The organism is Rhodoferax lacus (assembly GCF_003415675.1).
Taxonomy (GTDB): domain Bacteria; phylum Pseudomonadota; class Gammaproteobacteria; order Burkholderiales; family Burkholderiaceae_C; genus Allorhodoferax; species Allorhodoferax lacus.
Window position 1 is genome coordinate 50178 of sequence record NZ_QFZK01000010.1, and the last position, 12505, is coordinate 62682.

At 63.2% G+C, this 12505-nt stretch carries 12 protein-coding genes; 8 read left to right on the forward strand and 4 right to left on the reverse strand.

Annotated features, from left to right (window positions below):
• Positions 1-103 precede the first annotated feature (103 nt).
• From DIC66_RS15025 to DIC66_RS15035, 3 genes are all read left to right on the forward strand, one after another.
• Positions 104-1474: a phenylacetate--CoA ligase family protein gene (locus DIC66_RS15025; RefSeq protein ID WP_233505944.1), complete on the forward strand. Its 1371-nt coding sequence runs from the start codon at positions 104-106 to the stop codon at positions 1472-1474.
• A gap of 102 nt (positions 1475-1576) precedes the next feature.
• Positions 1577-2128: an Hsp20/alpha crystallin family protein gene (locus DIC66_RS15030; protein WP_117178638.1), complete on the forward strand. Its 552-nt coding sequence runs from the start codon at positions 1577-1579 to the stop codon at positions 2126-2128.
• Entirely contained in the window at positions 2115-4811 is a 2697-nt protein-coding gene (locus DIC66_RS15035) for a chemotaxis protein CheB (RefSeq protein WP_233505945.1), read from the forward strand. The genes DIC66_RS15030 and DIC66_RS15035 overlap by 14 nt, the downstream gene beginning before the upstream one ends.
• On the opposite strand, the gene DIC66_RS15040 is transcribed toward DIC66_RS15035, so the two are convergent.
• Positions 4756-4968: a hypothetical protein gene (locus tag DIC66_RS15040; protein WP_117178642.1), complete on the reverse strand. Its 213-nt coding sequence runs from the start codon at positions 4966-4968 to the stop codon at positions 4756-4758. The genes DIC66_RS15035 and DIC66_RS15040 overlap by 56 nt on opposite strands.
• A gap of 485 nt (positions 4969-5453) precedes the next feature.
• Between DIC66_RS15040 and DIC66_RS15045 the strand changes: the two genes are divergently transcribed.
• Together DIC66_RS15045 and DIC66_RS15050 are read left to right on the forward strand one after the other, a co-directional pair.
• Positions 5454-5891 carry a universal stress protein gene (locus DIC66_RS15045; RefSeq protein WP_158558918.1) on the forward strand — a complete coding sequence of 146 codons (438 nt, stop codon included), beginning with the start codon at positions 5454-5456 and terminating at the stop codon, positions 5889-5891.
• 10 nt (positions 5892-5901) lie between these two features.
• Positions 5902-6774, forward strand: a complete 873-nt coding sequence (locus tag DIC66_RS15050; RefSeq protein ID WP_117178646.1) for a patatin-like phospholipase family protein — start codon at positions 5902-5904, stop codon at positions 6772-6774.
• On the opposite strand, the gene DIC66_RS15055 is transcribed toward DIC66_RS15050, so the two are convergent.
• Positions 6722-7132: a hypothetical protein gene (locus tag DIC66_RS15055; RefSeq protein WP_147321327.1), complete on the reverse strand. Its 411-nt coding sequence runs from the start codon at positions 7130-7132 to the stop codon at positions 6722-6724. The two genes, DIC66_RS15050 and DIC66_RS15055, sit on opposite strands and share 53 nt — an antisense overlap.
• 269 nt (positions 7133-7401) lie before the next feature.
• On the opposite strand from DIC66_RS15055, the gene DIC66_RS15060 reads away from it, so the two are divergent.
• Positions 7402-8940, forward strand: coding sequence for an NHL repeat-containing protein (locus DIC66_RS15060; RefSeq protein WP_147321328.1), 1539 nt, complete (start codon positions 7402-7404; stop codon positions 8938-8940).
• Between the two features lie 18 nt (positions 8941-8958).
• The gene (gene polX, locus DIC66_RS15065) at positions 8959-10686 is read left to right on the forward strand and encodes a DNA polymerase/3'-5' exonuclease PolX (RefSeq protein WP_117178653.1); all 1728 of its coding nucleotides are present in this window, start codon (positions 8959-8961) and stop codon (positions 10684-10686) included.
• A gap of 35 nt (positions 10687-10721) precedes the next feature.
• On the opposite strand, the gene DIC66_RS15070 is transcribed toward polX, so the two are convergent.
• Positions 10722-11375, reverse strand: a complete 654-nt coding sequence (locus DIC66_RS15070; protein WP_117178655.1) for a BON domain-containing protein — start codon at positions 11373-11375, stop codon at positions 10722-10724.
• Positions 11376-11603: 228 nt separating this feature from the next.
• On the opposite strand from DIC66_RS15070, the gene DIC66_RS15075 reads away from it, so the two are divergent.
• A complete protein-coding gene (locus DIC66_RS15075) occupies positions 11604-11900 on the forward strand; it encodes a helix-turn-helix domain-containing protein (protein WP_117178657.1) in 297 nt (98 codons plus the stop codon).
• Here DIC66_RS15075 and DIC66_RS15080 read toward each other — a convergent pair.
• Positions 11851-12462 carry an outer membrane beta-barrel protein gene (locus DIC66_RS15080; RefSeq protein ID WP_117178659.1) on the reverse strand — a complete coding sequence of 204 codons (612 nt, stop codon included), beginning with the start codon at positions 12460-12462 and terminating at the stop codon, positions 11851-11853. The two genes, DIC66_RS15075 and DIC66_RS15080, sit on opposite strands and share 50 nt — an antisense overlap.
• Positions 12463-12505: the final 43 nt, after the last annotated feature.

Here is a 12505-nt window from a genome sequence, read left to right on the forward strand (position 1 = left end):
CACACCACTGGGTCCGATTGGAATCACACCAGCTTTTGGCTTGTTGACAATTCGCAGCTTCGCTGTGGCCCCGTCGTCAACACTGGCGTGCATGCCATCTGCCATGGATTGTTTTTTGCTGGGTGCTGCCGCACTGGATGTGCTGGCCGCCAACCGCTGCAGCCGCCGGGAGCTTGCACTGCGCCAGGCGCAGCGCCTGGACCGCCTGCTGCGGGAGCTCGCCCTTGGCAACACCCTGTACGCCGCGCACCTGCGTGGCAGGGGCCATGGCATCACATCCTTGCAGCAGCTTCCGGTGGTCACCAAGGCCGAGCTGATGCAGCGCTTTGACGAATGGGTAACCGACCCGCAGCTGCGCCTGCCAGACCTGCAGGCCTTTACCGCAGACCCCACGCGCATTGCCGAGCCCTTTCTTGGCCAGTACACGGTGTGGGAGAGCTCGGGCTCCAGCGGCACGCCGGGCATCTTTGTGCAGGACCGCTGCGCCATGGCTATCTACGACGCACTGGAGTCCATACGGCGCAGCCCGCCGTGCGTCTCCAGGCGCTGGCTGGACCCGCTGTACTGCAGTGAACGCATGGCCCTTGTGGCGGCCACCGAAGGGCATTTCGCCAGCATCGTGTCGGTGCGCAGGCTCAAACACATCAACCCCTGGGCCGCGCAGGCCACGCACTGCCTGAGCATCCTGCAGCCACTGAACAGCCTGGTGCAGCAACTCAATGCCTTTGCGCCCACCATCCTCAGCACCTACCCCACCGTGGCCACGCTGCTGGCCGAACAACAGGCGCTGGGCAAGCTCAAGCTCAAGTTGAGCGAGGTCTGGACCGGTGGCGAAACACTGAGTGGCGCGGCACGCGAACGCATTGCCGAAGTCTTCCAATGCGCGGTGCGCAACCACTATGGTGCGTCCGAATTTTTCAGCATCGCCTCCGAATGCGCACGGGGCCAAATGCACGCCAACACCGACTGGCTGATTCTGGAGCCGGTGGATGAAAACCACCAACCGGTGCCGCCAGGACACGCCTCGGCCACCACCTTGCTCACGCACCTGGGCAACCGCGTTCAGCCGCTGGTGCGCTACGACCTGGGTGACCAGATCACGCTGGTCCACAGCCCGTGTGCCTGCGGTTCACCCTTTCCGGTCATACAGGTCAGCGGCCGCAACGATCCGCCGCTGCGGCTGCGCGGCAGGCAGGGTGTGCCGGTGGTGATCGTGCCGCTGGCGCTGACCACGGTGCTGGAAGAGCAGGCCGGTCTGTTCGCGTTCCAGTTGCGCCAGCAAGACGATGCAACGCTGGAACTTGCGGTGCCGCAAAAGGACGCGCACGCACAGGCCAGCCTGCGCAAGGCATGCCGGGCACTGCAGCGCTTTTTTGACATGCAGGGCGCAGCACGTATCCGCATTCATACGCGCAGTGGGGTGGAACTGCCGCGCGGCACCAGCGGCAAGGCTGCGCGCGTGCTCTCAATATGACATTTGGCCCCGGCACCTGTGCCGATTGCGAATTCTCAATTAGCATGTTTGGCGTGCTGAAAACAATGGACCTCCGCCGTCCATTTTTTATCAGGAGTCCCTATGAGCCGCCTAAGCCTTACCAACACCACGGTGCCCGATACCTTCCAGTCGCTGTTCCGTCAGATGGCCCAACCCTGGGGCATGGATGACCGGCTGATGGACGCCATGTTGCGCCCCGGTCTGTCGCTGCTGGACCCATCCTTCAACCTCTCGCTGGACGCCATGACGCGCCGCTTTGCCAACTCGCTGCGCATGCGTGACAACCTGCTGGGCGGCATGCATGTGAATGTGGATGTGGTTGAAAAAAATGGCGCCTACAAAGTGCGCGCCGACCTCCCTGGCATGAAGAAGGAGGACATCAACGTCCGCATCGAAGGCAATGTGGTGAACATCGAAGCCAAGACCCAGGAGGCCTCCGAGAAGAAAGAGGCCGATGGCAAGACGGTGTTCAACGAGCGCTACTACGGTGCCGTCTCCCGCACCTTTGCGCTGGACCAGGATATTGACGAGAGCAAGGCCACCGGCAAATACGCCGACGGCGTGCTCACCCTGGACTTGCCCAAGAAGGCAAACTCACCCAAGGCCGAAGCGAAACCCATTGCCATCCAGTAGCAACGCCTCCGCAGGGCCTCAACCCCCACAAGCCCAGCCCCAAGCGCCGTCATTCCCCCTGGTGGGGATTGGCGCATCCGCGGGTGGGTTGCAGGCCCTGCAACTTTTCCTGGGCGGGGTGCCGCCCGCCTCGGGTATGGCCTTTGTCATCGTCCAGCACAGGGACCCGACCCACGACGGCCAACTGGTGGAAATCCTCCAGCGCAGCACGCCCATGCCGGTCCTGCAGGCAGCCGACCAGATGCTGGTGCAGCCAGACCATGTGTATGTCATCCCCCCGGACCAGGACCTCTCCCTGCTGCAGGGCCGGCTGCTGCTGCTGGAGCCCATGCGGCAGCACGGCCCGCGCTTGCCGATTGACTTCTTTTTTCGTGCGCTGGCAGCCGACATGCGCGCGCGCAGCATAGGCGTCATCCTCTCCGGCACGGGCTCGGACGGCACCTTGGGCCTGCGCGCCATACGCGAGGCCTCGGGCTCGGTGTTTGTGCAGGACCCCATCACCGCAGCCTTTGACAGCATGCCGCGCAGCGCCATCGCAGCCGGGCTGGCTGACGTGGTGGCCTCGCCGCAGGAGCTGGCGCAGCGGGTGCTGTCCTACCGCACATTCGAGCCCTGGCAGGCGAAGATGGCGCCCGAGGCCGGTGGCGGCGACGAGCCCGATCTGGACAAGGTGATTGCTGTGCTGCGCCTGCAAACCGGGCAGGACTTTTCGCTCTACAAAAAGAGCACCGTGTACCGCCGCGTGGAGCGCCGCATGGCCCTGCACCAGTTGCCCCGCCTGGGCGACTACCTGCGGTTCCTGCGGCAAAACAAACAGGAGGCCAGCCAGCTGTTCAAGGAGCTGCTGATCGGCGTCACGCGCTTCTTCCGCGAGGCCGAGGTGTGGGAGCAGCTCAAGTCCGACTGCATTCCCGCCCTGCTGGCCGCTATGCCCGGCGGGGGCACCCTGCGTGCCTGGATTCCCGCCTGCTCCACTGGCGAAGAGGCTTACACCCTGGCCATGGTTTTCCGCGAAGCGCTGGACCAGTGCAAGCCCGATGTGCACTATGCCCTGCAGATCTTTGCCACCGACCTGGACCCGGACGCCATCCAGCTGGCGCGCACTGGCGTCTATCCCGCCAATATTTCTGCCGATGTGTCCGAGGCGCGTCTGCAGCGCTTTTTTGTGCAGGAAGACGGCGTCTTCCGCGTCGGGCGCGACATACGCGGCATGGTGGTGTTCTCGCAGCAGAACGTGGTGATGGATCCGCCCTTTACCAACATCGACCTGCTGAGCTGCCGCAACCTGCTGATCTATCTGGAGTCCGACCTGCAGCGCAAACTGCTGCCCCTGTTCCACTACAGCCTGCGCGCCAACGGCATCCTGGTGTTGGGCAACTCTGAAACCGTGGGCGAGAACAGCAGCCTGTTTTCTGCATTGCCCGGGCGCACCCGGCTGTACCAGCGCCGCAATGTGGCCACCAGCTACGATCCCGCGGACTTTCCCCCGGTCTTCAGCCGCCCCCGCCCCGGCGTGGGTGCAGCAGCCAGCGAAGAGCCCTCCACCCCGCAAAAAGCCCCGGAGCTGCACCAGCTCACCCAGGCGTTGTTGCTGCAGAGCTTTGCCCCCTCGGCCGTGCTGACCAACGCCCGGGGCGAGATTGTGTACCTGTGCGGCAAGGCCGGCATGTACCTGGAGCCTGCCGCAGGCAAGGCCAGCATGAGCCTGTTCTCCATGGCCAGGGAGGGACTGTCGGCCGTGCTGAATGAAATCTTCCCCAAGGCCGTGCGCGAACAAAAGCCGATAGGGCGCCAGGCCGTGCAGGTGGCTGGCCGGGCCGGTACGCAGTGGGTGGATGTCACGGTGCAGCCGCTGCTGGCGCCGCCAACCCTGTCCGGCATGGTGTTGGTGGTTTTTGCCGACGCCGCTGCACCGTCTGCCAGGGTTCCCCAGCCCGCAGTGCAGGATGACCGGCTGAGCACGCTGGCCTCCGAGATGCAGCATGTGCGGGATGAGTTGCGCACCACGCGCGACGAGATGCAGGCCTCGCAGGAGGAGCTCAAGTCCAGCAACGAGGAGCTGCAAAGCACCAACGAAGAACTGCAAAGCGCCAACGAGGAGCTCACCACCTCCAAGGAAGAAATGCAGTCCATGAACGAAGAGCTGCAGTCGCTCAACCGCGAGCTGACCTTCAAGGTGGGGGAGATGTCGCAGTCCAGCGACGATATGAAGAACCTGCTCAACAGCACCGACATTGCCACCCTGTTTCTGGATGACCAGATGCATGTGCGCCGCTTCACCACCCAGGCCTGCGGCATCTTCAAACTCATTGCCAGCGATGTGGGGCGGCCCATCACCGATCTGGTGACGGCACTGAACTACGCAGACCTGGCCCGGGATGCACAGGAAGTTTTGCGCACCCTGGTCTTCAAGGAAGTGGCGGTGGAGGGCGCCGGCCAGCGCTGGTTCAACGTCCGGATCATGCCCTACCGCACGCAGGACAACCGCATCGACGGCGTAGTTATCACCTTTGTGGATATCAGCACCCTGAAGGCACTGGAGGGCACGCTGCAGCAGGCGCTGGAGGCCTTGCAGGCGCCGGGGCAGCCGTCCGACAGCCGCCTGCTGCGGGCACAGACCCTGCTGGCTAGTGCATCAGGCGGGCACGCTCGTACTTTTGCACCTCTTCCACAGGGTACCTGAGGGCGCCGTCCAGCTTGACGTATTTGGGCCCCAGGCCGACGGCGCTGTACAGGCCTATGGCACACACCGACTGGCCCCAGCGCTTGGCCAAATCCTGTTGGGAGAGCATCTGTGGGTTCTGCATTTCCATGGTGGCCTGCGCTTGCAAATTGGACATGCGCTATTGTTGACCAGCGGTGCCGTTTCAATGCCTTGAAATGGCCGGTATTCACGACCTTGGGTGCGCCGCCAGGCACGCCCTTGCGTGCTATTGCCGCTTGCGGGACAGCTCAATCCAGCAGGCACCGCAGCGCCATTTTCCGGGGGTCAGTTCCACGCCGCCTTCAGGCGGGCGTGTGCTCTGGCATTTCCCGGAACAAAACCGGAAGTGGGCAGAACCCTGCAACGGCTTGAAAGGGGCAGCGACGGTAGTGGTGCTTTGCATGAATGGCTTGTAGGTGTGTGAAGACGGAATGGTCGAGCAATCACATGAACGATTCGTGACAGTCCCAGCATAACCGGTGCGGGCCACAGGAGTCTGACGGCTCCCGGTGGCCTTTTTAGCCCCCTCCAATTGCGCCCGGTTTGCGAATTCGCATGCAGCCCATGGGAGGCGGCCCCCACACTGCCGGTGTCTATCAACCCACAGTCAGGAGAGCCACCATGTTCAAGAAATTGCTGGTGCCTGTGGACGGTTCCCCCACGTCCAAGGCCGCACTGATGACCGCCATCGATATGGCCAAAGTGTTGGGGGCCAGCATGACGGTGGTCAGCGTGTATGACCCCTTCCCCTTCATCGTCGCCGGGCCTGACTACGGCTATGCGCAGATGCAATACGTAGACGCCGTTCGCACCGAGACCAAAAATACGGTGGACGCGGCGCGCAAACTCGCCGCCGATGCCGGGCTCACTGTGGAAGGCTTGGTGGTGGATGCCTCCAAGACCTGGCGCGCTATCCTGGACACGGTCCAGGGCACCGCGTCCGATCTGATCGTGATGGGGTCGCACGGCCGCAGCGGCTTGGACAAGCTGGTCATGGGCAGCGTGGCACAAAGTGTTTTGCAGCACAGCCCTGTGGCAGTGCTGGTGGTTCGGGGCTGATCCGGCGCGCATGCACTTTGACACCATCGTGTTTTCCGGTGGCGGCAACCGCTGCTTCTGGCAGGCCGGGTTCTGGTCGGTTATTGAGTCGGCCATGCAATTGCGCCCATTGCGCGTGACAGCCGTCAGCGCCGGCGCAGCCATGGCCTGCGTGCTGTTTGCCGGCACCTTCGAGAGCGGCTTTGAAGGCCACAAACGCGCCGTGCTGCGCAATCCCTACAACCTGTATGTGCGCAACCTGCTAAAGGCCAAACCCGTGTTTCCGCATGGTGCCATGTACCGCGCCGCTATTCTGGCCAGCATCAACGCTGCGGCCCTGGAACGTTTGCACCAGGGCCCGGACATCCAGATTGTGGTTGCCCGTCCACCGGCCTGGGCGCCAGGGCGCCTGGCCGTGGTGCTGGGTGCTGTCAGCGCCGGTGTGGATGCCTTGAACAGCCACAAGCTGGAGGCCGCTGCAGCCCGCAGGCTGGGCTTTCGGCCCGTCCATGTATCGGTGCGCGACTGCCACACCCCGCAAGAACTCGCTGACCTGATCGTGGCCTCGTCCTGCGTACCACCGCTCACGCCCCTGATGCATGCAGACGGCATGCCCGTGTTGGATGGCGGATTGGTGGGCACCGTTCCCACCGGCCCTGACGGTCAAGCCCAGGGGCACACCCTGGTGCTGCTGACGCGGCCATTCCGTCGCCTGCAACCGCAGCCCGGAACCCTCTATGTGCAGCCCTCCAGCCCGGTGCCCGTGGGCACATGGGACTACACCGACGACAAGGCCCTGCAGGCTGCCTATGAACTCGGGCAAAGCGACGGCGCGGAATTCTTTGCCACCATCAGGGCCAGTACATCACGTGGTTCACGCCCTTGCCTCCCACATCGGTGTTGAGCACACGGGTCTTGCCCCGGTATTCGGCACGGATGCGGTAGTGGCCGGGATGCAGCCGCACATACAGCCAGGGGCCCACGTCGGTGTAGTGCGCATCCGCTTCCTTGTGGCCTTGCCTGCGGATGCTGACCGACAGGCCCGTCAGGTATTCGCCGGTGCGGGCCTGCGCAAAGGCCAGGTGCAGGTTGTAGTGCTTGCCGCGCTCACGCATGGCCTGCCGGTTGTCAATGCCCACGCCACCGCTCAGATAGCCTCCGGGCTCCACATACGACAACTCTGACATCTCAGCGGCAAGCGCAGCGCTTGACGCCATACACAGCACAGCCAGAACACTCAGCAACTTCTTCCAGATTCGCATGGTCTTCTCCAAGTTTGGTGGACCTTGCAAATATAGGAATTGAACCCATTGCGCGATTGCGCTTTCGCAATCCTTCGAGCAATCGGCGCTTCAAACTGCATTGCCTGTGGCCAAGGTATTCATTGCAGGAAGCACCTTGGCGCTGCGTCCCGAAGCATTTCTACAAGTACAAAAATTCGGAGATTCCCATGCAATCGATGCAAACCTTTCAGGGCCGGTGTGTCCGGCAAGTGGTCGTCCGTACGCAGGTTCTTTCCAGTGTTCTCGCCATGTGTCTCTTGTTGCTGAGCGCCTGCGGTGGGCGCAATGACAGTGGCGCTGGCAGTGACTTCACAGCCGGCGCAGCCGGTGCCAGCACCTTGAGCCTGGGCGGCACGGTGTCGGGGCTGGTGGCCAACAACCCGCTGGTTCTGGTCAACAATGCCGACGCCAGCACGGCCCTGACCGTGCCCGGCAACGGAGCCTTCACCTTTGCCCAGCGCTATGCAAATGGTGCGGCCTACAACGTCACGGTGCGCACGCAACCTGCTACGCAGAACTGCACGGTTGTCAACGGGTCTGGCACATTGCCTTTCACAACAGGCCCGCGTGTCACGTGCCTGGGGCTGGGCAAGCTTCCATCGGGAACACTGTTTGCCACCGTGGCCGCTGCAGCGTTGCCGGCCAGCGTAACGGTCAGCACCGTTGCGGGTGATGCCAGTGACACCACGCATGTATTCAAGGGCGGTTTGCCTTCAGGCAGCATATTGAGCAGCCCCCACTTTTTGGCAACGGATGGAACCCATCTGTATCTGACAGAAGGTGAGGCAAACGCGATCCGCAAAATCAGTCTGTCGGACTATTCCACCAGCAATTTTCTGGATGGTGGAGTCAGTGGCTTCGCCGACGACGCGGCCGGTTCGGGCGGTGCCAAGTTCAACGATCTGGAAGGCATCGTCACCGATGGAAAATATCTGTACGTCGGCGACATGTACAACTGCGCCATACGCAAGATAGAAATATCCACAAAGAAAGTGACCACGATCGCAGGCCAGGGCGGCATCTGTCGCAGCGGAACGACGTGGGCTGACGGCAAGGGTACCGATATCACTCTGGGCGCAAGTCCACCACCGACGGATAACACCAACACCCTATTCAACCTGCGGGCCCTGGCCTTGTCGGATGATGGAAAGACGCTGTATTTTGGTGACCTGAACCTGTTGCGCAAACTCGACTTGGCAACGGGCATGGTGACCACGATTCTGGGAAGGTTGGGAGAGAACGGCGTCATAGGCAATGCGGATGGAAGCTTTGCCACTGCCTTCATCAAACGGATCATCCTGAGCATCGCCGTCAATGGCAACAACCTGTATATGCTGACCGGCACCCTGGACCACACGCTGCGCAAAGTGGACTTGGCAGCACAGACGGTCAGCACGCTGGAGTTGTTCTATGCTGAAGACGACGGCAGCCATGACCAGTTCGATACGGACAACAAGGCCTTGTTAGACAGCATCCAGGCCAGCAATCCCAATTTCAAACCGTTTAGGGTGCGTTATGGACTCTCCCTGTCCACGTCCCTGGTGACGGACGGAACCTATATATATATTTCCGCGCTGGCAGCCAACCAAGTGGCCCGCATCCGTGCGGATGGCACGGACAACGGAATCCCCACGCCGCTTGTGAACCCAAGCCAGGCGTATGACTATACCGACGGCCTGGGTGGTCAGGCGCACCTCAAATACCCCTTGGGTATAACGTCTGACGGCAAATACCTGTACCTTGTGGACAAGTGGAGCTACACCGTGCGCAAGATAGCCCCGAACTAAAAGGCAATACGCGCGTCCATGCCCATTGCCAACGCCGACGTGGTGGCGGTCTTCACGGAAATTGCCGACCTGCTGGAGATTGAAAACGCCAACCCGTTCCGCGTGCGCGCCTACCGCAATGCCGCGCGCATGTTGGGTGAGTTGGGGCGGGATGTCAGCACCATGGTGGCCGAGCCTGAGAGTCTGGACGCCTTGCCCGGCATTGGGCCGGACTTGGCGGCTAAGATTGTGGAGATCGTGGCCACCGGAAGCTGCGCCTTGCTGGAGCGGCTGCGCCAGGAGTTGCCGGTTGGCCTGTCTGAGTTGTTGAAGATACCAGGCTTGGGCCCCAGGCGCGTGCGCCTGCTGCACCAGGAGCTGGGCATTGCAACACTGGCCCAGCTGCGCCAGGCGGCGCAAGAGAAACGCGTGCAGACGGTGCACGGTTTTGGAAGCCGCAGCGAACAACGCATTCTGGAGGCCACCAACACCCTGCTGCTGGAGGCACCGCGTTACAAGCACGCCGATCTGGAGCCGCAGGCCCAGGCCCTGTTGGCCGATCTGGCCAGCCTGCCGGGTGTGCACACGGCCTTGGCCGCAGGCAGCTTGCGCCGGGGCCGAGAGACGGTGGGCGATATCGACCTGTTGGTCACCTGCGATGCGCCGCGTGCCGTCATGGACCATCTGGCTGAGGGGCCTGAGGTGCAGCGCGTGCTGCAAAAAGGCATCACCCGCTGCAGCGTGGTGCTCAAGCGCGGCGTGCAGGTGGACCTGCGGGCCGTGGCACCCGTCAGCCTGGGGGCGGCGTCGCTGTACTTCACTGGCTCCAAGGCACACAACATCGCGCTGCGCCAACGGGCGCAGGAGCAGGGCCTCAAGCTCAACGAATATGGCCTCTACCGGGGCCGCCAGCGCGTGGCAGGCGACAGCGAGGCGGCTGTCTATGCCGCGCTGGGCCTGCCGTACATCGAGCCTGAATTGCGCGAGGACCGTGGTGAAATCGCCGCGGCCGCTGCCGGCACGTTGCCCCGTCTGGTGCAGCGGTCCGACCTGCAGGGCGACCTGCACGCGCACACCAAAGACAGTGATGGCCACGACGGCCTGCAGGCCATGGCCGAGGCCGCACGCGCCCAGGGCCTGCACTACCTGGCCATCACCGACCACTCCAAACGCCTGGCCCTGTTGCATGGGCTGGATGCTGACGCCCTGTCCCGGCAGATCGACCGCATCGATGCGGTCAACGCGGGTCTGCGGGACTTTGTGCTGCTCAAGGGCGTGGAGGTAGACATTCTGGAAGACGGCAGCCTGGACCTGCCGCAAGCCGTGCTGCGCCGGCTCGACTTGGTGGTGGGTGCCATCCACAGCGGCTTTGGTCTGAGCCGAGCGCAGCAGACCCAGCGCCTGCTGCGCGCCATGGACAGCCCCTGCTTCAGTCTGCTGGCGCACCCCTCAGGGCGGCTGATCAATGAGCGCCAGGCCTGTGACCTGGACCTGGCCCAGGTGATACGCAAGGCGGCTGAGCGCGGCTGCTTTCTGGAACTCAACGCCCACCCCGCGCGCCTGGACCTGGATGACACGGCCTGCCGCATGGCCAAGGACGCGGGTGTGCTGGTCAGCATCAATTCCGATGCACACAGCCATCTTCAGTTCGACAACCTGCGCCATGGCATCAGCCAGGCCCGGCGCGGCTGGCTGGAGGCCAGCGACGTGCTCAACACCCGCACCCTGGAACAGTTGCGCCCCTTGCTCAAGCGCACCATGGGCTGAGGCCCGCCATGCGTTCAAAAAAATGCCCTCTGTCCTCAGGGCCGCACCGTCAATTCGTTGACCACGCTGCTGATGCCCGGTGCCGACCACACGGCGCCGAACACGGCGGCGCGCTCGGGCCATGAATCCACCTTGCCATGCAGGGTGGCTACCGAGCCTTTCACCTCCACCGTGATGTCCTTGGCCTCGCGCTGGGCGTGGCGGGTCAGGGCGTCGCGGATACGCATGGCCACATCACTGGCGGGCACGGCCGATTTCAGGCTGATGGTGTTGCTCACGCCCACCACCCCGGTCAGCGCCCGTACGGCTTTGGCGGCGGCCTGGCGCTGGTAGTCCCAGTCCACCTCGCCCTTGAGCGTGACCCAGCCCTTTTCCACCCGCACCTGGATGCGGTCCGCCGGGATCTGGGTGTGCCACTGGAAGGCGGCCTCGGCCGCAGCGGCAATCTCGGTGTCGTTGCGCTTGTGGTTGGGTGCCAGCCTCACATCCATCTCCACTGCCAGGGCCTTGACGCCCTGCACCCGCCCCGCGGCTTTTTCGATGGCGAACTTCTCGGCATAGGTGTCCAGGTGCCCGGTCAGAGTGACCACGCCGTCCTTCACGGCAACGCCCACCTGGGCTGCATGGATGGCCGGGTCCCATGCCAGTTCCCGGCTGATGTCCGCCTTCAACATATCGTCACTCTTCATGGTGTTCTCCTTTTTCAGATCGTAGGGCCCAGGGCATCCTAGGATTGGCGGCTGGGCAACCCATTGCGATATCGCAACCGGCGCCCCGTGGGGGGCTCAGCCAGCCCACGGGCAAGTTCTTGGCCAAAGTGTGTGATTGGGTGTACATTGCCCCGAAATTAATCGGGTGGCCTCAACTGACGCTGCCGCTTGACCCAGGGGGAACGGCCATGACGGCAAGTCAACATCATGGATAAAAAGTACCTTGCGGCACTTGGCCAGCAGGTGCGATCGCACAGGCGCGCTGCCGCCATGACACAGACCGACCTGGCCTCGGTCTGCGGCATCAACCGGGTCTATGTGTGCCGGATTGAACGCGGCACGGCCAACCCGTCGGTGGCACTGGTGCAAGACCTGGCGCAGGCCCTGCACATCGACATTGCCACGCTGATGATCGAGGTGCGCTCCAGGTCTGAGGCGTCCTTCCCCAGCCCCCTTAAAACTGATAGCCCAAGCCCAGCAAGCCCTGCGTACCCGAAGACTTGAAACTGTTGGACTGGCCGGGCAGGTTGGTGCTGCTGTAGAACACCTGCTTGACCTCGGCCTGCAGGTAGATGTGTTTGTCAACGAAGGAGCGCAATCCCAGGCCGTAGCCAGCGCCCTCGATGTACTGGTCGGCACTTCCGGTGCTGGCATCAAAGTGCATGCTGGCGCCCTCATAGCCTACCTTCAGGTAGGCCAGCGTGCGGTCAAAGAGCTTGAGCCCTGGCTCCATATAGACGGAAAAGGCGGTGCGCCGTTTCAATGCCGCAAATCCCGCCGTGGTGTTGGCATTGCCCCCTGCGATATCGGTCAGGTTGAGGGTGGCTCCCAATGAGAATATGGCCGTGCCACCTGCGGGCCAGCCCCACGCACCCTGGATGCCCAGCCCCTGCGAAGTCCAGCCCAGGCCATTGATCTGGTTGTCACCCACGCCCAACTCGGTGGTGCCTGAATCCAGCCCCACATTGAGGCCCAGGCTCAAGCCTTCGAACGGGGTCTTCTGGGCAAAGGCCGGCGCACTCACCAGGCTGGCCGCGAGCAACACGAGAGGGGTGATTCGCTGCATGGCGGGTCTCCTTTTGTGAAGGCCGCAGCGGGACGCACGGCCT